Origin of the sequence: Peristeroidobacter agariperforans (assembly GCF_004138335.1) — a bacterium.
GTDB lineage: Bacteria > Pseudomonadota > Gammaproteobacteria > Steroidobacterales > Steroidobacteraceae > Steroidobacter > Steroidobacter agariperforans.
Map to the genome: position 1 here is coordinate 1,725,066 of NZ_RYFW01000002.1, position 24,867 is coordinate 1,749,932.

General features: G+C 62.6%; 24 protein-coding genes. 20 read left to right on the forward strand and 4 right to left on the reverse strand.

Going from position 1 to position 24,867, the window contains the following annotated elements; translation table 11 throughout:
* Positions 1-86 precede the first annotated feature (86 nt).
* The 3 genes from EK373_RS21205 to EK373_RS21215 are packed head-to-tail and all read right to left on the reverse strand — an operon-like array spanning position 87 to position 2,425.
* A complete protein-coding gene (locus EK373_RS21205; protein WP_129645680.1) occupies positions 87-572 on the reverse strand; it encodes a DUF6644 family protein in 486 nt (161 codons plus the stop codon).
* A 13-nt stretch (positions 573-585) separates the two neighbouring features.
* On the reverse strand, positions 586-1,086 hold the full coding sequence (locus EK373_RS21210; RefSeq protein ID WP_129645681.1) for a DUF6644 family protein: 501 nt from the start codon (positions 1,084-1,086) through the stop codon (positions 586-588).
* Between the two features lie 10 nt (positions 1,087-1,096).
* Complete coding sequence (locus EK373_RS21215) at positions 1,097-2,425, reverse strand: helix-turn-helix domain-containing protein (RefSeq protein ID WP_129645682.1); 1,329 nt, start codon at positions 2,423-2,425, stop codon at positions 1,097-1,099.
* A gap of 127 nt (positions 2,426-2,552) precedes the next feature.
* On the opposite strand from EK373_RS21215, the gene EK373_RS21220 reads away from it, so the two are divergent.
* The 17 genes from EK373_RS21220 to EK373_RS21305 all read left to right on the forward strand — a co-directional run bounded on the left by EK373_RS21220 (position 2,553) and on the right by EK373_RS21305 (position 20,067).
* Positions 2,553-3,434 (forward strand): hypothetical protein, encoded by an 882-nt coding sequence (locus tag EK373_RS21220; RefSeq protein WP_129645683.1) that lies wholly within the window; start codon positions 2,553-2,555, stop codon positions 3,432-3,434.
* Between the two features lie 25 nt (positions 3,435-3,459).
* The gene (locus EK373_RS21225; RefSeq protein WP_129645684.1) at positions 3,460-4,518 is read left to right on the forward strand and encodes an MBL fold metallo-hydrolase; all 1,059 of its coding nucleotides are present in this window, start codon (positions 3,460-3,462) and stop codon (positions 4,516-4,518) included.
* 19 nt (positions 4,519-4,537) lie between these two features.
* Positions 4,538-5,350 carry a hypothetical protein gene (locus EK373_RS21230; protein WP_129645685.1) on the forward strand — a complete coding sequence of 271 codons (813 nt, stop codon included), beginning with the start codon at positions 4,538-4,540 and terminating at the stop codon, positions 5,348-5,350.
* Positions 5,351-5,538: 188 nt separating this feature from the next.
* Positions 5,539-8,121 carry a TonB-dependent receptor domain-containing protein gene (locus EK373_RS21235; protein ID WP_129645686.1) on the forward strand — a complete coding sequence of 861 codons (2,583 nt, stop codon included), beginning with the start codon at positions 5,539-5,541 and terminating at the stop codon, positions 8,119-8,121.
* Between the two features lie 62 nt (positions 8,122-8,183).
* Positions 8,184-9,245, forward strand: coding sequence for a maleylacetate reductase (locus tag EK373_RS21240; RefSeq protein WP_129645687.1), 1,062 nt, complete (start codon positions 8,184-8,186; stop codon positions 9,243-9,245).
* Positions 9,242-10,081, forward strand: coding sequence for a dioxygenase family protein (locus tag EK373_RS21245; protein WP_129645688.1), 840 nt, complete (start codon positions 9,242-9,244; stop codon positions 10,079-10,081). Before EK373_RS21240 ends, EK373_RS21245 begins: the two co-directional genes overlap by 4 nt.
* A gap of 4 nt (positions 10,082-10,085) precedes the next feature.
* Entirely contained in the window at positions 10,086-10,313 is a 228-nt protein-coding gene (locus EK373_RS21250; protein WP_198683489.1) for a DUF1508 domain-containing protein, read from the forward strand.
* Between the two features lie 96 nt (positions 10,314-10,409).
* On the forward strand, positions 10,410-11,042 hold the full coding sequence (locus EK373_RS21255; RefSeq protein ID WP_129645689.1) for an RNA polymerase sigma factor: 633 nt from the start codon (positions 10,410-10,412) through the stop codon (positions 11,040-11,042).
* Complete coding sequence (locus tag EK373_RS21260) at positions 11,039-12,097, forward strand: FecR family protein (protein ID WP_129645690.1); 1,059 nt, start codon at positions 11,039-11,041, stop codon at positions 12,095-12,097. Before EK373_RS21255 ends, EK373_RS21260 begins: the two co-directional genes overlap by 4 nt.
* Positions 12,094-12,606, forward strand: coding sequence for a cupin domain-containing protein (locus tag EK373_RS21265; protein WP_129645691.1), 513 nt, complete (start codon positions 12,094-12,096; stop codon positions 12,604-12,606). The genes EK373_RS21260 and EK373_RS21265 overlap by 4 nt, the downstream gene beginning before the upstream one ends.
* An 11-nt stretch (positions 12,607-12,617) precedes the next feature.
* The gene (locus tag EK373_RS21270) at positions 12,618-13,613 is read left to right on the forward strand and encodes a hydroxyquinol 1,2-dioxygenase (RefSeq protein ID WP_129645692.1); all 996 of its coding nucleotides are present in this window, start codon (positions 12,618-12,620) and stop codon (positions 13,611-13,613) included.
* A gap of 99 nt (positions 13,614-13,712) precedes the next feature.
* The gene (locus EK373_RS21275) at positions 13,713-15,176 is read left to right on the forward strand and encodes an aldehyde dehydrogenase family protein (protein WP_129646016.1); all 1,464 of its coding nucleotides are present in this window, start codon (positions 13,713-13,715) and stop codon (positions 15,174-15,176) included.
* A 2-nt stretch (positions 15,177-15,178) separates the two neighbouring features.
* Positions 15,179-15,556 carry a Rieske (2Fe-2S) protein gene (locus tag EK373_RS21280; RefSeq protein ID WP_198683491.1) on the forward strand — a complete coding sequence of 126 codons (378 nt, stop codon included), beginning with the start codon at positions 15,179-15,181 and terminating at the stop codon, positions 15,554-15,556.
* The gene (locus EK373_RS21285; RefSeq protein ID WP_129645693.1) at positions 15,553-16,500 is read left to right on the forward strand and encodes an AAA family ATPase; all 948 of its coding nucleotides are present in this window, start codon (positions 15,553-15,555) and stop codon (positions 16,498-16,500) included. The genes EK373_RS21280 and EK373_RS21285 overlap by 4 nt, the downstream gene beginning before the upstream one ends.
* Positions 16,500-18,116, forward strand: coding sequence for a cobaltochelatase CobT-related protein (locus EK373_RS21295; RefSeq protein ID WP_198683492.1), 1,617 nt, complete (start codon positions 16,500-16,502; stop codon positions 18,114-18,116). Before EK373_RS21285 ends, EK373_RS21295 begins: the two co-directional genes overlap by 1 nt.
* Positions 18,113-18,460 carry a Dabb family protein gene (locus EK373_RS21300; RefSeq protein ID WP_129645694.1) on the forward strand — a complete coding sequence of 116 codons (348 nt, stop codon included), beginning with the start codon at positions 18,113-18,115 and terminating at the stop codon, positions 18,458-18,460. Before EK373_RS21295 ends, EK373_RS21300 begins: the two co-directional genes overlap by 4 nt.
* Before the next feature lie 14 nt (positions 18,461-18,474).
* The gene (locus tag EK373_RS21305; RefSeq protein ID WP_129645695.1) at positions 18,475-20,067 is read left to right on the forward strand and encodes an MBL fold metallo-hydrolase; all 1,593 of its coding nucleotides are present in this window, start codon (positions 18,475-18,477) and stop codon (positions 20,065-20,067) included.
* Positions 20,068-20,110: 43 nt separating this feature from the next.
* On the opposite strand, the gene EK373_RS21310 is transcribed toward EK373_RS21305, so the two are convergent.
* Complete coding sequence (locus EK373_RS21310; RefSeq protein WP_129645696.1) at positions 20,111-20,554, reverse strand: nuclear transport factor 2 family protein; 444 nt, start codon at positions 20,552-20,554, stop codon at positions 20,111-20,113.
* A 132-nt stretch (positions 20,555-20,686) separates the two neighbouring features.
* On the opposite strand from EK373_RS21310, the gene EK373_RS21315 reads away from it, so the two are divergent.
* The 3 genes from EK373_RS21315 (at position 20,687) to EK373_RS21325 (ending at position 24,803) form a co-directional block, all read left to right on the forward strand.
* A complete protein-coding gene (locus EK373_RS21315; protein ID WP_129645697.1) occupies positions 20,687-21,085 on the forward strand; it encodes a DUF6152 family protein in 399 nt (132 codons plus the stop codon).
* A gap of 90 nt (positions 21,086-21,175) precedes the next feature.
* A complete protein-coding gene (locus tag EK373_RS21320) occupies positions 21,176-22,402 on the forward strand; it encodes an MFS transporter (protein ID WP_129645698.1) in 1,227 nt (408 codons plus the stop codon).
* A gap of 100 nt (positions 22,403-22,502) precedes the next feature.
* Complete coding sequence (locus EK373_RS21325) at positions 22,503-24,803, forward strand: TonB-dependent receptor (RefSeq protein WP_232831173.1); 2,301 nt, start codon at positions 22,503-22,505, stop codon at positions 24,801-24,803.
* Positions 24,804-24,867: the final 64 nt, after the last annotated feature.

Consider the following 24,867-nt stretch of genomic DNA (forward strand, 5'->3'; position numbering starts at 1 on the left):
GTTGTTTCACGGGATAAAAATCGCGTATGCCGGGTAACGCTTCTACTTATGAAGGCCCGGAGGGAAGAATTATAGAGGCTGACGGGCTAGACGAAGCCGATCCAGCGGCCGCAGATCACGACGCCGATCCACAACAGCATCGACACGCCGCCGGCGGCCTTGGCGAGTGCGGGTGTGGTGTCAGGCGTTCGCCATTCGGCCAGGTCATGGGCGACGAGATGGTGGAATGCGAACATGTTCACGCCGGCGAGCAGGATCAGCACCAGCTTGATCTGGAAGAACACATTGTCCCAGTAAGAGATCGCGTTCGAGATGAACAGCAGCGCGCCTGATAACAGCGCCACGATGAACGCGCCCCAGGTCATCGGCAGGGCATTGCTGGCAAGTTCGGCCACGCCGCGCTTCTTCGAGGCGAGGCCGACCAATCGCAGATCGACGATCAGGATGAAGCCAACGACCAGCACCAGCGCCAGCACGTGAATCGATTCGATCCAGGGAAACAGCAGCCCTTCCTCGCGGATCGCCGTCGCGAGCCGCGTGTTTTCGATCATCATGAGCGTGTCTTCGAGCATGAGTGCGCTCCGGTCAGAAGGGCTCGACGTACGCGATCCATCGACCGCAGAACACGATGGCGACCCAGATGATGAGTGAAGCGACGGCGATGCTCGTGGAGAGCTGGCGACGTCGAGCGATGTCGTCCCACCACGACGGATCGCGTCGAAGCGGACGGGCGTAAGCGAATGTGATGACGATGCCAGTGAGCAGCAGCCCCATCTTCCAATAGAACGCCGGATTACGCAGCGAGCGCGCTGGCTCAGCGATGATGAGCACGGCGCCGGTGGCGAGCAGCACGGGCAGGGCGAGCCACAGTGCTGGCATAAACCGATCGGCTATTTCGACACGAGTCTGATCGCGAGCCAGCACGCCGACGGATCGCAGGTGGATCATGAGCAGCGCCGACATGGCGACGGCAATCGCCAGGATGTGAATGCTCTGCGCGGCGGGCACGATCCACAGCACTTCCTGAAACAAATGGCTGAGCGGTGTGTCGGCGAGCCAGGCGCAGAAATCCGTCAATGACGACAAGAGCGTTTCCTCAGCGACCGTGCGAATCGTTGAGATCCGCCAGGAAGAAGTTGTTGTCGCCCGCAGCCGGATCGTTCGAGGGGCTGTTCTGGGTGCCGCCGAGCGCGGCGCTGAACAGCAGCCGGCCGCTCAGATTGGAGCGGTTCAGTCCGGCGACTTCATACAGCGCTTCGAAGGAGTCGCTCTGCGTCGAGCGGGCGAGCTCGGCGAGCGGCCACGCGCGCGTCAGTGCTTGCGCCGTTTCCATCACGGCGACATCTCGCGTTCCGGCGATGACTACGAAACGATTGCCAGTCGGGCCGGGAAAGCTGGAGAAGAAGCCATAGTCACGATACATCGTGCCCGCTTCGGGCAACTGTCCGGCCTGGCTCACGTAGCGCTCGCCGGTGCGTTTGTCGACGAGCTCGTCGAAGGAGGAGCCCACGCTCAGACGGGAGTGCTGAAACGCCAGCTCCTGCAGCTGACGCATGCCGCTGATGTAACCGATATAGATGACGTGGGACGTCCGCAGCATGTCGGTCGTGAGGCTGGACGCGAGCACGATCTGCACACGCTGTTGCGGCTGCCCGGGAGCGGCGAGCGTCGTGAGCACGTCGCGCATTGCGAATGCCGTCGAGGTGGGCAGATAAGCGAGGTCCAGATCTTCGTAGCGGCTGCTCAGCTGCGGATCGGATTGCAGTTGTTCTTCCAGCTCGCGGGCCGAGTTGATCGAGAACTCCCGCACCATGCGCTTCACGGCGCCGGACCGGGGATCGGTCTCGCCGAAGATGTAGTAGTCGCCGACCACTATCACGACGGGCCGATCGTCATCCAGCACTCTGGCCCACACTGGATTGTGACGAACGGTGTCCAGCTCGCTGGCAGGGTCGCCCGAGTGCAAGTTGAAGCCGAGCAGGCCGGCACACAACAGCAAGAAGCAGCCCGCCGCGGCGGCCAGCGCGTTGCGCAGGTTCAACCGGCTGCGCTGCTCAACGTGGGGAGGAGGTGATTGCGTCGTGATCTCGGCGGCCGGCGCATCGTTACCTTCAATGCCGATTCGATATTCACCTTTGGGCAGCACCAGGTGCGCCGCATCGTCGCGTCCGCCCAGCGTATGAAACTCCTCGAGCTTGCGCCGTAGCTTGTGGACATACACACGCACGGTCGAATCCTGGGCGACGGCGAACGATTCGTCCTTGCCGAACACATCGATGGCGATCTCGATTTCTTTGGGCGGCGCGCCGGCGATGGAACGCTCCAGTAAGTAATCGAACAGCCGGCTGAGCGTGCCGGGCTTGCCAAGAAGGCCGCTGGCGCGAAAGCGCTCGGCCAGCTGCTGGATGTCTTCGGACTCATTCATGCGGGCGAGTTTGTCGTTCTCCTACGCATCTAACGTTCCGCGAGTCCGGCACAGACATTAAATGTCGACAGTGCGCCGTGCCCTGCGTTTCAACCGCAAGACACGACGACACTGGGATGCTCATCCTATGCAGAGAAGAATCGCGGGGGGACTGCTGGCGCTGGCGTTGATCGCCGGGCCGGCGTCGGCGGAGCTCGACCTCACCGGAGCCTGGGGTCAGAAGATGCACGAGGACCGGCTCGACCGCGGCGGCGGCCCCGATATCGGCGACTTCACCGGCTTGCCAATCAACGACGCGGCGTTGTTGCGCGCCCAGACCTGGGATGCGAACAAATGGTCGGTGCCCGAGCATCAATGCGCGCCCCATCCGGCGGACTACGGTCCGCACGGCCCGGCTCACATCCGCATCTGGACCACGACCGATCCGAATTCATTCAAGGTCGTCGCTTATCACATCATGCTCGGATGGATGAACCCGGTGCGCACGATCTGGCTCGATGGCCGTGCGCATCCCTCGCCGAACGCGCCGCACACCTGGGAGGGTTTCTCCACCGGTGTGTGGGATGGCGATACGCTCATCGTGAAGACGACGCACTTGAAGGAAGGCTGGATTCGCCGCAACGGTATTCCACGCAGCGCGAACGGAAAGCTCACCGAGTTTCTGATTCGTCACGACAACGTGCTGACGTGGGTCAGCGCCGTCGAAGATCCTGTGTATCTCACCGAGCCTTACGTGCGCAGTTGGAACTGGGTGCTCGCGCCGGGCTTGTGGATCAATCCATACACATGTGACGCGCGTGTGGAGGTGGAACGTCCGCAGGGCTTCGTTGCGCACTGGCTGCCGCCCGGCATGAACCCCATGCTCAAGGAGTTCAGCGACAAGACCGGCTTCCCGACGCAGGTCACCAACGGCGGCGCGAATCAGCTGTACCCGGAATATCAGCTGGAGCTGAAGAAACTGTTGCCGGCGCAGCTGCCCCAGTGGGGCGAGCCGCCGAACCCCTTCTGACCGCGACTAGATCACGGAGCGCATTGTGAGTTGTAACACTAAGCCCGCATCGGCGGTCGGACTGTGCCGCCTGGCCGCGACGGCGATGTTGTCGGTTGGCTTGCTTGGATCGCCGGCACACGCGCAGAAGGCGCGCACGGCGAAGAACGCGAAGACTGCTCAGCCCGCGGAGTTCGCCGGCGAGCTCGACGTGATGCACGTGAAAGGCAACGTGTATCTGATCGGTGCAGCGGGTGGCGGCGCGCACTCGGTGTTTCAGATCGGGCCCGACGGCGTAGTCGTCGTCGATACGCAAACGCCCGCGACCAGCGCGAAGCTGGTCGAGGCGATTCGTGAGGTGACGCCGAAGCCGATCCGGATCATCTTGAACACGAGCGCTCTGCCGGATCACACCGGCGGCAATCTGCCGGTCACGAAGGTCGGCAAGTTCATCGGCGATCGCGGCGAGATCAATGTCGCATCCATCAAGGGACACGAAGGCGTGCTCAATCGCATGAGCGGTGTCATCGGCACCGCGACCCGACCTGAAGCAGCTTGGCCGACCGATGTTTATTACACCGGCACCATGGACCTGCACATGAACGGCGAGCCGGTCATTTTGATTCATCACCCCGCGGCAGCGACTGACGGCGACAGCGTCGTGTTCTTCCGCGGTTCCGATGTGATCGTTGCGGGCGAGATCTTCACGCCCGACAGCTATCCCGTCATCGAGCCGGAGCAGCGGGGCGGGAGCCTGCAAGGGACGATCGACGCGTTGAATCGCATCATCGATCTCGCCGTGCCTGTGATGAATGCGCAAGGCGGCACGCTGGTCGTGCCCGCCTACGGACCGATCGCTGATGAGTACAGCGTGGTCATCTATCGCGACATGCTCACGATCATCCGCGACCGCATCGCCGATCTCGTCAAACGCGGCATGACGCTCGATCAGGTGAAGGCCGCGCGGCCCACGCTCGATTACGACGGCATCTATGGCACTGCGCCGCGCGGTTGGACCACTAATCAGTTCGTCGAAGCCGCGTATCGCGAGCTGAGTGCGACGGTGGACAAGTCCAGCCCCGACCACGCGACGGCGTCGCCCTGACATGACTACGGAGATTGCTATGAGCTCGATGCCGATTCGCGGCACTGGTTGGATGGTCATGAGCGTGCTGTCGCTGGCGCTGGCGATGCCGGGGGGCGATGCGTTTGCGCAGAATCGAAATCGCGGGTCCGCTCCGGCAGGTGCTCCGGGTCAGCCGGCGCCGCCCAGGTCAGCACGCGAGGCGGCGCCGTTCGATCTCACCGGTTACTGGGTTTCCGTGGTGACCGAGGATTGGCTGGAGCGCATGACCATGCCGCCGAAGAACTTCATCGGCAGTTTGCCGGTCAACGATGCGGCTCGTAAGGCTGCGGCTTCCTTCGATCTCGCGGCCGACAAAGCAGCCGGGCAGGAATGTCGGCCGCATGGCGCTGCTGCCAACATCCGTTCGCCAGGCCGCTTGCACATCACTTGGCAGAACGACGATACGCTGCAGATCGATTTCTCGGCGGGCACGCAGACGCGGACGATTCCGTTCAAGCCGGCCGCCCCCGGCGCGGAGTTGACGTGGCAGGGCCAGTCCGTCGGCAGCTGGAACGAGACGGTGCACCTTCGACAGTTCGCAGCGCCCGCGAAGACGGGCCGACCTGCGCTGCGCGTGATTACGAAGCAAATGAAGCCCGGCTACCTGCAGAAGAACGGCATGCCGTATAGCGAGCAGGCGGTGATGACCGAGTTCTTCGATCGCTTCGAGCTCAACGGCACGCCGTGGATCGTGGTCACGACACAGATCGACGACCCACAGTACCTGCGCGAACCGCTGATCTGGAGCACGCAGTTCCGCAAGGAGCCGGACGGCTCGAAGTGGCGGCCGACCGCCTGCGGCGAGACTTGAGCGTCCATCAACAAGCATGGCTTGGAGGGTTCTGTTGCTCGATTAATGAGTGTATGTTGTGGTTCGAGCCGCCGCTGACGATTGCACGCGACTTTGCATAAGCAACGCAGACGCCGGCCCTAACGTCGGGGGATACGTTGCGTCGAGGCGATCGGTCACGTCACGGGACGGCCGGCGGCGCAGGGAGCGTGCGCGCGCTGGCAGCCGTGATGTTGCTGGCTGTGAGTCCTGTTGGGCTTTCTGACAGCGCCGGCAAGCTGCGTTTCGATATTCCATCGCAAAGTCTCGACGACGCCTTGCGCGAATTCTCGCGCCAGGCCAAACACCACTTGTTGTATCCGTCGGACGTGATTGGCGCCGATCTGCGACGCGGCCTGCGCGGCTACTACACCGTCGAAGAAGGGCTTGCCCAACTGCTCGATCAGACCGATCTGGAATTCGTCGTCGACGGTCATGGCAGCGTCGCGATTCGCCGGCGCACCCGAGCGGTGAAAGCAGAGCAGCCGCCGACGCTGGTATCCGCAACGGCTGACAATGCCGCCGTCGATGACATCTGGCGCAGCGTCTCGATTGCGGAAGTAATCGTTACGGCTCGCCGGCGTGAGGAGAGTCTGCAGCAGGTGCCGTTGGCGGTCACATCCATCGATGCCGATGAGATCGAAGCACGCGGCATCCAGAACACCGAAGACCTGAACGCTCGCGCCCCTGGCGTCGCGGTGAATGGCGGCAACTTCTTCGGTCGAGCCAACGGGGCATTTCGAGTACGCGGTGTGCCGGGAGTCGCCGTGTATGTGGACGGCGTCGTTCGCAGCGGCTCCGCCGGATTGCTGATGAATGTGGTGGAGATCGAGCGCCTCGAAGTGCTGCGCGGTCCGCAAGGAACGACGTTCGGCAAGAACGCCATCGGCGGCGCCATTCAATACGTCACCCGCAAGCCGCGCGAAGAGCAGGGACTGAGAATCAAGGCGACGACGGGCTCGGCGAATCGAACGGATCTGCTCATCGACATGGACCTGCCGCTCAGCGAGACGCTGCTCAGCAAGTTCACCGCGGCCACGCTGAATCGTGACGGCTACGTCGACAGCATCGATGGCGACTTCTCTTTCGGCGACCAGCGGGATCGATTGCTGCGCGCGGATTTGCTGTGGCGGCCGAACGAACGTTTCGACGCCTTGCTGATCGGCGAGTACGCAGTTCAGAAGAGCAACGGTACGCCCGGCGTCACCTGGCAGCTCAACCCGGTGTGCCCGGATGATCAAGTGCCAAGCAACTTCGTTGGATCGGTGCCGAACAGTGCGTGCATCTACGAGGCCGTCGGCATGCCCATCGATCCTGACTGGACCTATGGCGCGTCCGAACAATGGAAGTCTGCGGCCAATCGGCCCATTCGTCAGAATAGTTTCGTGTCCAGCGGCGCCACGCTCGAATTGAACTGGGACGTGAGCGAGCGGCTGCACGCGAAGTCGATCAGCGGCTATCGCGAGACCGATCTCTACGTGGGCCATGACTTCGATGGCACGCCGTATCACTTGTATCAAGCCTTCTCGGCTGCGGACCGCCAGGAGCTGAGCGAAGAATTGCAGCTGCTCTACAACGGCGAGCGGCTCACCGGCACGAGCGGCATCTACTACTACACGGACCGAAACTGGTCGAGCCGGCAGAACTGGGTCGCGAACGAGCTGCGCTTCGATCCCTATCTCAGTGCGCGTCAGGCGCTGGGCGGCCAGTACGCGGCGTACGATCCGATGATCATCGATTCATTGACGGAGGCGCGCAGCGAAGGCTGGGCCGTGTTCGCCGAATGGACCGCGAGGCTCACGGGCAAACTGTCCGTCAGCGTGGGTGCTCGCTACACGCAGGACGACATCACGCAGAACTATTATCGCCCGCGTCATCCGTTGGCGGAGCAGTGTTGCATGCCGACGCGCTCGGTGAGTCCGGACGGTCCGAAGCTCGAGAACAATTCCGGAAGCGCGACCTTTGACGAAGTGTCGCCGCGTATCTCGATTCAGTACCGGTGGTCGCCGGATGTGATGACGTACTTCACTCGCTCGTCCGGTTTCAGCGCAGGCGGCTTCAGCGGCGGCAACGTGCCGTTTCTGCCGAATGGCGGTTTCCTGCCCTTCGGACCGGAAACGTTGATCTCCAACGAGATCGGCGTTCGCGCCGATCTGCTCGATCGTCGCCTGCGACTCAACGCCACATTGTTCGATGGCGAATACGATGACGTGCAGATCACGGAGGAACTGCAGGAGGCGCCGGGATTTCCGGTCACCACCAATGCCGGCGAAGGTCGCATCCGAGGTCTGGAGCTGGAAGGAGCGTGGAATGTCACCAAGCAGCTCACGTTGCAGTATGGCGCGAGTTGGTTGCACACCGAATTTACCGAAGTGGGCCGTGCCAAGAATCTGGAGCTCGGGTCCGAGTTCGCATACTCGCCCGAGTTCGCGTATTCGATCGGCGCACAGTATGACTGGAGCTTACCGGCCGGCAATGCATTGAGCGCGCGCTTCGACTACGGCTGGCAGGATCGCGTGTTCACTCAGTCGGATATCAACACGCGCTCCCAGCAGCGCGCCTACGGCGTCGGCAATGCTCGACTGTCCTATCGGGATGCGCGCAATCGCTGGGAAGTGTCGCTGTTCGGCAGCAATCTGTTCAACGAGTTCTATCGCATCAACGGCTTCTTCCTGCCCGCCGATCAAATCGACACCGGCACGCCAGGACGGCCGCGCGAGTGGGGGCTCTCGGTGCGTTATGCCACCAACTGAATTGTCGACGCTCGCCCCCCTGCAAAGTATTAGCTTCGGTGGAGCGTCAGCTGGAGGGTCGAGTGCCACCCTTTGTATTTGAAATCGCGCGCCTGAGGGTGGTCTCGGGCAGGGGCAGTCGAGCTCGCCTCGGCGAAGAGGTCACCGTGCTCGATCGCCGGCGACAACTCATCATCGTCAGCCCCAGTCATGCAGAGACCGCCGCGCAGGTTGCCGCAACGCTGGGTGATCGCTGCGTTGGCATCTACGACAAGGTCGTTCAGCACGTGCCCGCCGCCGTGGCCGCCGCCGGCGTTGCTCACGCACGCAGCGTCGAAGCGGACGGTTGTATCGCGATCGGCGGCGGATCGGCGATCGGCTTGGCGAAAGCCATTGCACTGGAAACGGGTTTGCCCATCATCGCCGTGCCGACCACGTATTCCGGTTCGGAGATGACAGCTGTGTGGGGCATCACGATGGACGGCGTGAAGCGCACGGGCAAGGATGAAAGAGTTCTACCGCGCTCCGTCGTCTATGACGCCGAGTTGACCGCGACCTTGCCGGCGAAGATTGCCGGGCCGAGCGGAATGAATGCGCTGGCCCATCTCGTCGAAGGCTTGTACGCGCAGAACGCCAATCCAATGATGTCGACGCTCGCGCAGGAAGGCGTTCGCGCCATCGCGCGGGCCTTGCCCAGCGTCTGCGCGAACCCAGGCGATCTGGATGCGCAGGAAGAGATGCTCTATGGGGCTTGCCTTGCGGGCATTCTGCTCGGCTCGACGGGCATGTCGCTGCATCACAAGCTGTGTCACACGCTGGGCGGAACGTTCAACACGCCTCACGCCGAGACGCACGCCGTCGTGCTTCCTTATGCAACCGCTTTCAATATGCCGGCCGCGACGGATGCCCGTCATCGCTTGACGGTCGCATTGGGCACGGAGGCGATTGCCAGCACTCTTCATGCGTTGGGTGCCGCAGTGGGCGCGCCGCGTTCGCTGCGTGAGTTGGGACTGAGTCCTGACGATCTGGATCGTGCCGCCGAGATCGCGACGCGCACGCCTTATTTCAACCCGCGTCCGGTAACGCGCGATGCCATCCGGCAGTTGCTCGAGGACGCTTACCACGGAGTCGTGCCCAGCCCATGACTCAACTCAATTCGAATCAGCTGCTGCTAGAGCAGGTCATCGCCGCCTACAGCCGGACGGACAACGAACGCTGGAACACAGTGATCGAGAGTCTGTTGCGTCACCTGCACGGCTTCGCGAACGAGGTCGAGGTGCGTCCGGAGGAGTGGTGGACGGCGATCGATTTTCTGACGCGCACCGGTCAATCGTGCATCGGCCCGCGTCAGGAGTTCATTCTGTTGTCGGATGCGCTCGGGTTGAGCTCGGCCGTCGACAACCTCAACAACGCCTCCTCAGCAGGCGCGACCGAATCCGCTGTGACCGGTCCGTTCTATGCGCCACATTCGCCATACATCGAAAACGGCGGCAGCATTGCGCTGGCGGGCGAGGGTGAGACGGTTTTGATTCGCGGCCGGGTGCTCGATACCGACGGCAAGCCCATCGCGGGCGCCGAGCTGGACATCTGGCACACCTCACCCAATCAGCTGTACGCAGTTCAAGACCAGAGCCAGCCGGAGATGAACTTCCGCGGCAAGCTGCGAACGGCCGCTGACGGCGCTTTTGCGTTCCGGACGATCAAGCCGATTGCTTATCCGGTGCCGGTGGATGGGCCCGTCGGTCAGCTGTTGGGCAAGGCGGGGCGGCATCCGATGCGTCCGGCGCACATTCATTTCATCGTCAGCGCTGCAGGCTATCGATCGGTCACGACGCAGCTGTTCACTCGCGGCGACGAGTACATCGATTCGGACGCGGTGTTCGGAGTCAAGAATTCGCTGCTCATCGACTACCAGCGCAACACCGACCGTTCGCTGGCGGTGGACTGGCTGCTCGCACATGATTTCGTGCTGGCCGGGTAGCCGCATGTCGCACGATCAGGACGTCTTCGAACCGATGCCGGCCGGCGGCCCGACCGGCCAACCGACTTACTTCGTGTACGAGGATGGCGGTCAGCGCTGGCGCTGGTTCCTGCTGGATGCCCAGCGGCGCAAGATCGCTAACTCAGGGCGGGGTTACCGGAGCCGCGCGGACTGCCTGGCAAGCATCGATCTGGTACGCCTGTCGGCCGATGCCGGCCTGCGCGAGGCATAGATCCGGAAAAATGTCTGCACCTGACCGCCTGCTACGTATGTACCTGTGTCCGCGTCGAAATAGCGGGTCGAGTCAAGGTTGTAACCGTACCGTCCAATGAGTTTTGCCAAGGTCAAGCTGCAGCTGGTGCGCGCCATCAAGCCCCAGGCGAACGAGCCGAGCGGGGCGCCCATCGCGGGACCCGGGGCCGATGCCGAGGCGGCGGCGATGATGGATGCCGAGCGGGCCGCGCTGGTTGAACGGCTTTTCAGCCATCACCGCACGGCCTTGCTTCAATACCTCACGCGGCTGTTGTCCAACAGCGATGACGCGGAGGAGGTGCTGCAGGAAACCTACGTCCGGCTGTTGCGAGTCGAGCATCTGGATCACCTCGACGATCAGGTGCGCAGGTTTCTGTTCAAGATTGCCACCAACCTGGCGCGAGACCGCTTTCGCCAGCGCAAGTCGCGCTCGTACGCGGCGCACATTCCCTACGAGCTGGTGGATCTGGTCGGCGAGCAGGAATCGCCCGACGAGATCATCGATTGGGATCACGGCATGCTGGTCGTGAAGCAGGTGCTGCTGGATCTACCGCCGCGGCACCGGCAAGTGTTCCTGCTGCACGTCACACAAAATATGAGTTATCGGACGATCAGTCGTCATCTGGGGGTCAGCACAAAAACAGTGGAGCGCGATATCGCCATGGTCTTGGAATTGTGTCAGAGCCGATTGAGGACGGCGGAGCGATGAGCGACCGAGACCTCAAGAGCAGTAGCTCAACAGACATCCGCGCGGTGGAAGCCGCTGCGGCCCGTTGGTTCGTCCGGCTGCACGATCATCCGGTCAGCCGCGAGACCGAAGCTGAATTCGATGCCTGGCTCGACCAGGCCGCCGAGCATCGCGAGTGTTACATGCGGTGCGAGCTGGTGACGGCGATGGGGCGTGGCCTGGCCACCGAGGCCGAGCTGCAGGCGGATATTGATTTCGTTGCGGCGATTGCCGCCCGAGAGGCGGCCGCTCAAGAACGCTCACGTCGTTTCCGGGAAAAGCGCTCGATCTGGTTGAGCGCCGCGGCGACGGTGCTCCTGATGGTCGCGACCGGCGCGTATTTCTTCACGCACCACGTCGAGACGCAGATTTATCAAACGCAGGTCGGCGAGCAGCGGCGCGTGGTGCTGGCCGATCACTCGACGGTCACGTTGAACACCGACACCGTGCTGACAGTGAAGCTCTCCGACGAATCGCGTCGGATCGAGATGCAGCGGGGCGAAGCATTCTTTTCTGTCGCACATGACACCTCGCGTCCGTTTGAAGTGATAGCGGCGGGTGGATTGGTGCGCGCCGTGGGGACCGAGTTCGGTGTCGAGATGAAACGGGATGGTGTGACGGTGTCGGTGCTCGAAGGCGCGGTCGTGGTGCTGCCCAAAGAGTCCGATTCCGTGGCCGGCGTGCCGCACCTGACCGCCAACATGGCGGTGAGCTATGGGGGCGGCGGCGGGATCGGCGCGGTGCAAGCGGCCGACGTGAGGCGCATCACCGCTTGGCGCGAAGGCAAGCTGGTGTTCGACCAGGTGCCGTTGGCCGATGCCATCGCCGAGTTCAACCGCTACTCGCCTCGGAAGGTGCAGGTGAGCTCGGCGAGCGTCGGCAGCCGTCCCGTGAGCGGGGTGTTGCAGATCGGCGATATGAGCTCGTTGCGCTTCCTCCTGCAGGAGTCGCTGGGCCTGAAGCTGATCGATCAGGGCGACACGCTGCTGCTGCAGGCCGCGCCGGAGAGCAACCAAACAGGGGATGCCAGACGATGACTGCGGAATTTCAAACGGCCGGATTTCAAACCGTGTTCGGCTCGCTGCAGGACTATGCCAAGGGCGAGCTCGAGATCATCAACGACAGCCCGAAGAACTACGCGTTCTCGAATGTCTTTGACGTTGCTTCGCGCTCCGCTGCGTATGAGAAGGTGGTGGTGGCGATCAACCTGGGCTACGTGCTCGAGACGCTGCGGGCCGAAGGCACGTCGCCCTGGTTTGCGGCCTCGCACGACGAGTTCGCGATCGTGATGGACGGCGAGGTGGAGGTGGAACTGGTGAAGCTCGAGGCTCCAGCGGCGCCGGCATCGAAGAGGGGCACGGTCCAGCTGTCCGGCGCTCCGGTCGGACGAAGGATGGGACACGTCAAGTGCAAGCGTGGCCACCAGGTGTTGCTGCCGCAGGGCGCGGCTTACCGCTTCAAGGCGGCGCGCCCGGGCGTGATTCTGTTGCAGACCATCGAAGGCGAGCTGTCGAAGCAGAAGTGGCGAGAGATTTGTTACACCTGAGGGCGAGAACAATGAGTGCATTGGACGTGGTGGCGTCACCCGCGAGCAACGAAACCGGCTATCGCAGTTTCCAGCTCGGCAGCTTCTCGTTCAGCCGCGACGAATATTTCGTGCGCGTCGGCTGGGAGGCGAACGGCCAGCAGCTCTCCCACAAGATGTCGGCTGATGCGTTCCTGCGAGCCGTCATGCGTGATGTCGCCTGGGGCTTCTTCTACGGCTGGGTGAATTTCGACGCGATGATCGGCACGCGCAATCTCTACGGCAAAGTGGAGTTCTACGCCGGCACTTACAACCCGGCGTACAAAGAGCGCGGCCTCGATCACACGGAGACGTTCGATTCGCGCCAGATCATGGCGACCTTCAAGGCCATGCTGGATGACTGGACCAACGAGGGCTTCGATCCATTCGCCGCGCCGGATGAGACGAGCAAGAGCTGGCTGGGCAAGAAACGTGGCAACAATCGCGGCGCCATCGAGCGTGAGCGTCAGGCGTGCAAGCGCATGCCGGGATTGCCGGGCGATGCGGAGCTGCGCACCGATGCGAACGGTTATCCGGTAAATCGCGCATTCGCCGATGTTTCTCAAGACGAACCGGAGATTCATGCCGAGCCCGGCTTCGAGGACGAGCTGCACGCGTTCAGCCTGTTCGCTTATCTGTCGCGCTCGGACGTGACGTGGAATCCCTCGGTGTCCTCCGTGCTCGAGCGCAGCCTGTGCTGCCCGACGACCGAGGAATACATCCTGCCGATCAAGCACGGCAACGATCGCGTCGAATGGTTCATCCAGCTGAGCGATGAGCTGGAATGGCAGATCGAGGACAAGAACACCGGTGCGCCGCGCGCCAAGGTGATCATGAAGGCCGGCGACGTCGCGGCCATGCCGGCGGACATTCGCCATCAAGGCTTCTCCAAGAAGCGCTCCATGCTGCTGGTGTGGGAGAACGCCACGCCCGAGCTGCCGCAGCTGTACGAGAGCGGCAAGCTGAAGCCGTATCCGGTGGAATTCTAGACCTCCGACTCCGGTTGTTTTCCCAATCGAAGCACAACACACCGTTGCCGATGGTGGCAACGGCAACGGGGCACTATTGCCCGCGAGTTGACCATGACACTGCAGACCAAACTGTACATCGGCGGCGAATTCGTCGACGCGCTCGACGGCGCGACGCTGGACGTCATCAATCCATTCGACGGCTCGGTGATCGCCAGCGTCGCGGAGGCCAAGGCCGCTGACGTCGATAGGGCGGTGGCAGCGGCAACCAAGGCGTTTCCAGCCTGGCGCGCGATGCCGGCCATGCAACGCGGTCGTTTGCTAGGCAAACTGGCCGATGCGATCGAAGCGCACGCGGAGGAGCTCGCGGAGCTCGAATCGATCGACACCGGCCATCCGATTCGCGACACCAAGGGTCTCGACGTACCTCGCACGGCGGTGACGTTTCGTTACTTCGCCGGCATGGCCGATAAGCACCAGGGCAGCGTGGTGCCGGTCGAAGCAGGTTTCCTGAATTACGTGCAGCGGGAGCCGGTCGGAGTCGTCGGGCAGATCGTTCCCTGGAATTTCCCGTTGATGTTCACCAGCTGGAAGATGGGTCCGGCGCTCGCGGCCGGCAATACGGTCGTGTTGAAGCCGGCGGAGATCACGCCGCTGTCGACATTGAAGATTGCGCAGCTGATGGCGGAAGTCGGTTTCCCGCCCGGCGTGGTCAACATCATCCCTGGCTTCGGTCACACGGCCGGTCAGCATCTGGCCGAGCACCCCGGCGTGCAGAAGATCGCGTTCACCGGCTCGACGGCCGTCGGTCGGCGCATCGTGCAGGCGTCGGCGGGCAATCTGAAGCGCGTGCAGCTGGAATTGGGCGGCAAGGGCGCGAACATCGTGTTCGCCGATGCAAATCTGCCGGCGGCTATCAATGGCAGCGCCTTCGCGATCTTCCACAATCAAGGGCAGGCGTGTATCGCGGGCTCGCGATTGCTGCTGCAAGAAGACATCGCGGCGCCGTTCCTCGAAGGTTTCCTCAAGCTGGCCAGGTCCATCAAGTTGGGCGATCCATTGGATCCGACGACCGAGATGGGGCCGCTCACGTCGCAGAAACAACAGCAGAGCGTGCTCACCTACTGCGAGGTGGCGAAACAGCAGGGCGCTGAAGTCATTACCGGCGGACGCAAGCCGGAAGCGGCAGCATTGTCGAAAGGCTTCTTCGTCGAGCCCACGATCGTCAAAGCGCAGCCGAAGGATCGCGTATGCCAGGAAGAGGTGTTCGGGCCGTTCGTTTCGGTCACTACGTTCAAAGACGAGGCCGAAGCCGTCGCGATTGCCAACTCGACCGAGTATGGCCTCGGCGGCGGCTTGTGGACGACGAACCTGCAGCGTGCGCATCGCATGGCGGGCACGATGCGGGCGGGCATGGTGTGGATCAATAGTTACAAGCGCGTCAACCCCGGCTCGCCGTTCGGCGGCGTCGGCAGCTCCGGCTACGGACGCGAGATGGGCTTCGAAGCCATGCACGACTACACCGAAGCAAAGTCGGTGTGGGTCAACGTGGACGCACAGATTCCTCCTCATTACCCGCGCTGAGCGTGAGTTGGAAATCGCATCCGTACGCCCCGGCAGCGGACACCGAAGTGTGTTCGCTCGATGCGGTGCCGGATGGCGGGTGCGTCGAAGTCGGCTTCGGTGTTGACGGGCAGGCGCTGCGACTGATTGTCCTGCGCAGCGGCGACGAGGCGTGGGCCTACGTGAATGTTTGTCCGCATTTCTCGCTGCCGTTGAACTCTCGTCCGGGCGAGTTCCTCGTGACGGCGGATCGGCATCTCATGTGCGCGTATCACTGCGCGTTGTTTCGATTTCACGATGGCCTGTGCGTCGATGGGCCGGCGAAAGATCGCAGCCTCGAGGCGGTGCCTGTGACCGTCGTCGACGGTGTCGTGCGGATCGGCGTGGCGGGTGATCGATGAGCGACGATGCCGAACTGTTCGCGCTGCCGGACACGACCGTGTCGTTGCGAATGGCCTTTGGCATCGATCGCGAGGGCGTCGTGCCGGCCTTCAGTCGGCGCAACGATCATGTGCCGCCGGTGGATGCTTCCTATCGCTTCGATCCTGAAACGACGCTCGCCATTCTTGCCGGCTTTGCTCACAACCGGCGCGTCCTGGTGCAGGGATATCACGGCACGGGCAAGTCGACGCATATCGAGCAGGTGGCGGCGCGGCTCAATTGGCCGTGCGTTCGAATCAATCTCGATGGGCATGTCAGCCGGATCGATTTGATCGGCCGAGACGCCATTGTCATTCGCGAGCACCGGCAGGTGACGGAGTTTCAGGAAGGCATCCTGCCTTGGGCGTTGCGCCGGAACGTTGCGTTGATTTTCGATGAGTACGACGCAGGGCGGCCGGATGTGATGTTTGTTTTGCAGCGGGTGCTCGAAGCGGAGGGCTCGCTGACGTTGCTCGATCAGAACCGGGTTATTGCGCCGCATGCGTGCTTCAGGCTGTTCGCAACGTCGAACACGATCGGGTTGGGGGATGCGAGCGGGCTGTATCACGGCACGCAGCTCATCAACCAGGGGCACCTGGATCGGTGGCATATCGTTGCGGTGCTGAACTATCTGAAGCCGGTGGTGGAAATGGCCATCGTGCGCGCTCGGGTGCCGGCGTTTGCGGATCGATGGCCGGAGGCGATCGAGTTCATGGTGATGCTCGCTGGATTGATCCGACAGGCATTCGTGGCCGGAGATATTTCGACGGTGATGTCGCCGCGGGCGGTCATCTCGTGGGCGGAGAATGCGGTGATCTTCGGTGATCTGAGGCGCGCGTTCGAGCTCAGCTTTTTGAACAAGTGCGACGAGTCCGAGCGGGCGGCGGTCATGGAACTGCATCAGCGCTGCTTTGGGGGTGCCTGATGCCTGGCGCTCCCGGCACTGAAGTACGGCTGGGGCGGCTGAAGCATGCGTCGTTGACGACACTGAAGGCGATCAGTCATGTCGCCGATCCGCCGGGAGCGGCTGCGCTCATCGAAGCGATACGACAACTGCCGGGCGACTCCGATGCGCTCGCCATCTGGCGAGGTCGAGTGGATGCGCACGCGTTGAGATTGAGATTCAACGATCCGGCACTGCACGCCGAGTTGCGTCCTGCCGGCGCGGCGGCGCCATTGTTTGATGCGCTCGAGCAATGTCGAGTCGAGGCGCTCGGTGTAAGACTCTTTCCAGGTGCTCGCGTCAACCTGCGTGCGTTCCATGGTGCTTGTCCGGTGGATGTCGAGCGTCGAGCGAAGCTCGACGATGCCATGATCGGGCTGGCACCACTGATCTTCGATCAACGGGCGTTCGGCACAGAAGCCGCCAGGCTTGCAGCCGCGATCGCGCGCGGCGAGCGAAACGACACCGAAGAGCCGGAGGAGCCGAGCGACCGGCCTGATGGTGCTGTAGAAACGCAGCAGCGGAATTTCACTGAGGTGCAAGCGGAGCGCGCACAGGTAGACATCCTGCGTCGAATCAGCAATGAACCTCGCGGCCGCGTCGTGCCAAGACGAACGCCTCGTCAAGCAGGCGAGCCCGGCTATCGCGCCTTCACCCAACAGTTCGACGCCGTCGTCGACGCATCCTCCTTGATCGACGACGCGATGCGACGAGACCTGTTGCGCCAGTTCGATGACATATCGACGACATCGCGCAGACACGTCAGCCGCTGGGCACATCGCCTGCAGCGTTATCTCCTCTCACGCCAGCGTCGAGCCTGGACCTTCGATTGTGAAGAGGGGCTGCTCGACTCCGGCCGTCTCGCCCGCGTCGTCTGCGATCCTTCACTGCCGTTGTTGTTCAAGCAGGAAACCGACACCGACTGGCCCGAAACCGCCGTCACCCTCCTGATCGACAACTCCGGCTCGATGCGAGGCGCGCCCATCGTGATCGCATCTGTCTGCGCCGAGCAGCTGGGCGCCGTGCTCGAGCGCTGCGGAGTCACGACAGAAATTCTCGGCTTCACGACCCAACGCTGGCGTGGCGGGCGCAGCCGCGAACGCTGGATCGCAGAGCGCCGGCCACCGAACCCGGGCCGTCTCACCGACCTGAATCACATCATCTATAAGTCCGCCGACGTTCCGTGGCGGCACGCTCGCCGCAACCTCATCGCGATGCTCGATGAATCCTTGCTCAAGGAGAACGTCGACGGGGAGGCGCTGCTCTGGGCCTACCAGCGGCTGCGTCGCCGGCCCGAGCGCAGAAAAATCCTGATGGTCATTTCCGACGGCGCGCCGCTCGACGGTGCAACGCTGTCAGCAAACGATTTCGGTTACCTGGACCGGCACCTGCGCTCGGTCATCGAAGCGCTCGAAGCCGACAGCGCCTTCGAGCTGCTGGCGATCGGCATCGGCCACGATGTCGGCTCCTACTATGCCAATGCGTTTACTGTTACCGAGCCCCAAGAACTCGGCGAAGCCATGGTGAGGCAGCTCGTTGCACGACTGAAGGATGGCGGCAACAGCCGACAGCGGACGGTTCGCGGGTCGAGCCTATGAAGACAAAGTACGAACAGAGTTCCGCGATGGTAAAGCACCTGGTGATGTGGCGCTTGCGAGCCGCCGAGAATGGCGAGCGCGCCGAGCAATTAGCGTCGATCGCGCGGGCCATCGAAGCCATGCGCAACGGTATTCACGGCCTGCAGCGGGTCGAGCTGGGGCGCGATCAGTCGCAGGTCTCCGACTCGGCCGACCTGGTTCTGTACTGCGAGTTCGACAGCTGGGCGGCGCTGCAGGCGTACGAAACCCATCCGCTGCACGAGCAGCTCAAACGTTTGATCGGGCCGCTGCGCGTCGAGCGCCGCGTGGTCGACTACGAAACCAGCATGACATTGGACGCATGACATTCGGGGGAACAATGAAAAGTCGATTGGTTCATGTGCTCGCGACGCTGCTCTCGGGCGCGCTGACACTCGGGGCGATGCAGGCGCAGGCGTCGAGTGACGACAAGGCCATCGTGACGGCCGCAGCCGAAGCGCTGGGCGGACTCGAAAGAGTGCGCTCCGTCAAAAACATTACGCTGTCCGGCTATGGCCAGTACGCCTACATGTTTGGCGGCGGCAACATCAGCGGCTCGCCCGAGGCGCCGCAGAAGTATCAGGCAGCGAACGATCTCAAGCGCGTCTACGACCTGGAGCACGGCCGCTTTCAGCAGCTGGAACGGCGCAATTTCCTGTTCCCATTCGCGGCGATCTTCGGCCATGCGTTTGCACAGGCGAACCTGGTGCTCGACGGCGACATCGGTTATGAGACCGGGCGCGATGGCCAGTTCGTCCGCTCGCGCCAGTGGATCGAAAGCCCGTTACACGTCGATGGCGTGCACATGCGCCGCATGTGGATGTTGAACAATCCCGTGGCGTTGGTGCGTGCGGCCCTGGACCCGGCCAACCAACTCGGCGCGCCCCGTAAGGAAGGCGATCTCACGGTGCTCGATCTCACCCTGAAGCAGGGAGACAAGCTGAGTTTCGCCATCGACGGTCGTTCCAAGCTGCCGACCTGGGTGCGCTGGAAGAACCCGCACAGCAACCTGGGCCAGGTGACGCTGACGACGCACTTCAGCGGCTACGCGCCGTATGGCGGTCTGAAGATGCCGCTGGGTTACGTCACTCGCATCGACTGGCGCAACGTCGATTATTTCAAGATGTATGTCGATGACTATGTCGTCGACACTCAGATCGCCGATCTCGCCGCGCCCGAGTCGGTGCGCTCCGGCTCGGATGCCGATCCCGCTGTCACATCCGAAGCAACGCAGGTCGCGCCGGGCGTGTGGCGTCTGACCCCGTACGGCAATACCGTGTTCGAGTTCGCCGATCACCTGGCGATCTACGAGCTCGGCGGCAGTCATGCCGCGGCCAAGGCGGCGATCGACAAGGCGCGTACGCTGGTGCCAGGCAAGCCGCTCACCGAATATATTCCTTCGCATCACCACTTCGATCACACGGCGGGATTTCGCGTCGGCGTGGCTGAGGGCCTCACTGTCGTTTCCCGCTTTGGCAACGAAGGCATCTTCCGTGAGATGGCTGAACGACGTGCGCCGGATTATCCGGACGCGCTGGAAAAGAACCGCAAGCCCTTCAAGTTCCGCGGCTTCGACGATCACCTGCGCATGTCGGATTCGAAGGCCACCGTCGATTTGTACTGGGCGCGAGCGAACACGCACATGGCCGACGCGGTGTTTGCGTATGTGCCGGCTTCCAAGGTGTTCGTTGAAGGCGATATGGCTACGGCCGCCAAGGATTATCAGTTCTGGGGCGACAACTACATGGACAACGTCGAGCACTACAAGCTCGATGTGGACGTACTCTCGACCGTTCACATGGGCATCATGAAGCCTGCGGAGGTGATCGAGATGGTGAAGGGCGGTGTGCAGCGGGCCCGCGAGCGTTGCGCGGCCGAGCTTGCGAAGGGCAACTACTTCCCGGGTTGTCCCATCGTCAGCAATCGCTATTGATCGGCAGGTCACGGGGCAGCCAACGCTGCCCCGTGATGCAGCCTCAGATCATTCCGTTCTTGTTGCGAGATTTCTCTCCCGGCGGAATCGATTCCGTCACCGCCCAGTGCTCGGCGATCTGGCCGTCCTGGATGCGGAAGATTTCCATGGTCGCCACCGGGCCGTTGGGGTCCTCCCGACGGAAGTGCACGACGACCAGATCGCCCTCGGCGACGACCCGCGCGAACTTCGGCATCACCCCCTTGCCCTTGGGCGTCATCATGTCGATGTAACTGAGAATCGCCGCCCGCCCGGACGGAATATTCGGCATGTGCTGGATGTAGTCCTCGCGCACGATCTTGGTCACGGTCTGCTTGTCGCGCGACTCGACGGCACGGAAGAACTGTTCCACCAGCGCCTTGTTGGCGGGCAGGTCGTTGGCGCTGCCGGCCAGGCCGACGCTGGCGGCCAGCAGCAGGCCCGCCGCGCCTGCGAACAAATATTTCATCGGGATCTCCGGGTAGGGGCGTGATTGCCTGGAGTTAATACGTTGCAGCGGCTCGCCACCGGACAAGAATTGTCGACAGCCCTCAAGGTGTTTCGTTTAACGGGAAGCAGATCGCTTCGAAGAGGAAACACCATGGTTTCGTTGTCTCGCATTGTGAGCGGCTGTGTCGCCGCCGCCTTGCTCTCGGCCGCCGTGCCTTCGCTGGCGCATCACTCCTTCCCGGCGACGTACTACATCGACAAGTCCGTCACCATCAAGGGCAAGGTGGTGCAGTTCATGTTCCGCAATCCGCACTCGATGATCATCGTCCTGGCGCCCGGGCCGGACGGCAAGGACGTGCGCTACGCCGTCGAATGGGCCGCGGCCGGTGCGCTGGCCAAAGATGGCCAGGCCACGCGCGAGTCGCTGAAGCCGGGCGATGTCGTGATCATCACCGGCGCACCTGGCCGGCAGGAAACCGATCACAAGATCCGTCTGAACCAGATCGAGCGGCCCGCCGACGGTTGGAAGTGGGGCGGCACGTTCGAATAACGCTCATCGCAGATGGGCGCCGGCAACCAATGACACAAGGGCGGCGCAGGTCATGCCGCCTCCATACCAACAGCTTTCGGGGGATGCGCGATGACCAATTCGCAAGGGCAGTGGGATACGTCGTATGAATGGAAGGCTGTCACGCTGCTGACGCTGGCGTTCGGCCTGGTGGGACTGGACCGGTGGATCATCGCGCCATTGTTTCCATCGATGATGCAGGACCTCGGCCTGGACTATCAGGCGCTCGGCAACCTGATCGGCGCGCTGGGCCTCGCGTGGGGCGTGTTTGCAATCGTGGCCGGCGGGCTCTCCGACCGGCTCGGTCGGCGCAAGATCCTGGTGCCGGCGATCATCGGCTTCTCGTTGCTGTCCGGCATGAGCGGCTTCGCGCAGGGCCTGACCAGCTTGATCTTCATTCGCGCGCTGATGGGCATCACGGAAGGATCGTTCTGTCCCACCAGCTTCGCCGCGACCGCCGACGCTTCGTTGCCGACGCGTCGTGGCTTCAATCTCGGTGTACAGCAGAGCGCGTTTCCGCTGCTGGGTCTGGCGCTCGGACCCATCATCGCCACGCAGCTGCTGCAGGTCGTGAATTGGCGCTGGGTGTTCGTGCTGGTTGCGATTCCGGGTTTGATTCTTGGCCTGTTGATGTGGCGCACGATTCGCGAGCCGGCAACGGTTGGTGCGAATGCCAAAGCAGAGCGCGCGCCGCTCGGCGATCTGCTGAAACACCCGAACGTGAAGCTCGGCATGATCGCGCTGATGTGCGCAATGAGCGGCATCTTCGTGTTGAGCGCCATGGTGCCGAACTATCTGGTCGACTACCTGAAGCTTACGACGGTGCAGATGGGCTTTGTGACTTCGGCCATCGGCTTCGGCGGTTTCCTCGGTCAGGTCGTGTTGCCCGGTGCGTCGGATCTGCTGGGAAGAAAGCTGGTTGCGGTCGCGGGCTTCGTCCTGGGAGCTGCATTCCTGTATGCCTTCATGCAAGTCGGCCCGAATCCGGCGCTGTTGTTTGCGCTGCTGTTCGTTTGCTGCTTCTTCTGTTTCGGATTGCTGGGATTGATCACCGGGCCGATCGCGGCCGAAGCGGCGCCGCGCGGCCTGATCTCGTCCACGGCCGGCATCATCATCGGTACCGGTGAAATATTCGGCGGCGGCATCGCGCCCGCGATCGCCGGCAACGTCGCGCAGACCTATGGCATCCAGCACGTGCTCACGATGGCGTTGATCGGCCTGTGCGCCGGCGTCGTGGTCAGTTTGTTTCTACGCGAGACCGCACCTCGCAAGATCGAGGCGGCGTTGGCCGAAGCTTGAAACAGCGCCGACCAGAATGTCGGTGCCGGAGCGAACCATACGTTTGTTTCTAGTAGCTCCGATAACATCTGTCGATCATGGGGGAAACGCAATGCTTCGCATGCCAAGAAAATCGCTGAGCCTGTGTGGTCTGGCGCTGCTGACCGCATCGTCGGGCTTGGCTGCAGCGCCGCAGGATACGGCCGCTCCAGTCACCGACACGGCCGAATCCGGCGGCAGTCTCGAGGAAGTCATGGTGATGGCGCGTCGCCGTGAAGAGAGCTTGCAGGAAGTGCCGATCGCCATCACCGCGATGGGCACGGAAGATCTGGAGATGCGCGGCATCGACTCGACCGAAGGCCTGAATCGCATGGTGCCCAACGTCGTGATCGCCAGCACCAACTTCTTCGGTCGGCAGGGCGGCAGCTTCCGCATGCGTGGCTTGCCGAACGTCGGCATCTATGTCGACGGCATCGCGTCGAACAGCAGCGCCGGCACACTGATGAACATCGTGGAAGTGGATCGCGTCGAAGTGCTGCGCGGTCCGCAAGGCACGCTGTTCGGCAAGAACGTCATCGGCGGCGCGATTCAATACATCACCAAGCGGCCGCAGGACACCTTCGGTGCGCGTGTGAAGTCGACGATCGGCTCGTACGATCGCTTCGATGTCTCCGCCAACGTCGATCTGCCGTTGAGCGAGACCTTCCTTACGAAGATCACCGCCGCGAAACTCTCGCGCGACGGTTTCGTGCCGAGCACGACCATCGACAAGCGCTTCGGCAGCCAGAACGATACGACGGGCCGATTGGATTTGTTGTGGCAGCCGTCGGATTCGTTCAACTGGCGCTTCGCCGCGGGCTACGACGATATGCGCACCAACGGCAATCCGTCGACGGTGTGGGCGTTGAACCCGGTGTGCCCTGGCGATCCGAATCCGCCGGCGAACTTCCCGGGTGGCGCGCCGAACTTCCCCTGCATCTATGAAGCGGCGGGTTTGCCGATCGATCAGGAGTACGTCTATGGCGCCCGCGAGGAGCGCAAGACGGCGAGCGACTACAACGGGCCCGACCTCTACACCAAGGTCAAGTCGTTCTCCACGGAGATCAACTACGAGCTGAACGATACCTGGGCGTTGAAGGGCATCGGCAGCCGCCGTGAGATCCGAACGACTGCCTACGCGGACTTCGACGGTACGCCATATCACATCTTCGACGGTGCGAACTACAGCGAGCCCGAGGAGACCAGCGCCGAGTTGCAGTTCCTGTTCAGCGGTGAGCGTTTCCACGGCACCAATGGCCTGTACTACTACAGCAACGAAACCTACGGTCGTCGCATCAATTGGCTCGCCAACGATCTGAAGCGCGAAGTGAATCCGGCTCGCAATGCGCTGGCCTCCGCGTACGTCGGCGGCTTCTTCTTCGCGCCGGTGATCGACCAGCTGTCTTACACCAAGACCGAAGGTTGGGCGGTGTTCGCCGAGTGGACCTACGACGTGACCGACAAGTTCTCGATCACGGCCGGTGCACGCTACAACGAGGACGAAGTCACCAACGCGCAGTACACGCCCCGCACGCCGGTGCCCGTCGCCTGTTGCTCGCCGGTGCTGAGTGTTGAAACCAATGGCGGTCCGGCACGTGCAGGCACGGAGCTCGGCGATAAGTGGACCAACATCGCGCCGCGTCTGTCGTTCCAGTACCAATGGACCGACGACATCATGACCTATCTGACGTACTCGGAAGGCTTCAACCAAGGCGGCGTCAACAACGTCAACGGCCTGGCGATCGGCTTCGATCCGGAAACGTTGAAGAACTATGAGGTCGGTCTGCGTTCGGATCTGTTCGAGCGCCGGCTGCGCTTCAATGCGTCGGTGTTCTACGGCCAGTATCAGGACATCCAGGTCAGCGAAGAGATCATTCCACGCTTCCCGACCACCACCAACGCCGGCGAGGCGGAAGTGAAGGGCGTGGAAATCGAAGGCGTCTTCCTGGTCAGCGACAACTTCTCGATCAACTACGGCGCGGGCTGGATCGACTCGGAATACACCGACCTCGGTACATCGACTGCGATTCCGCTCGGCGCGCGCTTCCCGTATGCGCCGGAGAAGTCGTACAGCATCGGCGGTCAATACGATCTGGATCTCGCATCGGGCGGTCTGACCTTCCGCGCCGACTACGGCTGGCAGGATGAAGTGGACACGGCAGCCGACATCCAGAAGTCGGTGATCCCGGACTACGGACTGCTCAGCGCTCGCATCATGTATGCCTCGCCGAATGGCAAGTGGGACGTATCGTTGTTCGGCTCGAACCTGACGAATGAGTACTACCGCATCAACGGTTTCTACATTCCGACGGATCAGATGGACAACGGCACGCTCGGTCGGCCGCGCGAGTGGGGCCTGACGTTCGGCTTCCGCTTCGAGTAATTGGTCCCCCTGCGGGTTGGCGCCGGGTACGCGAGTGCCCGGCCTGACTCGCTCTTTCTTGCTC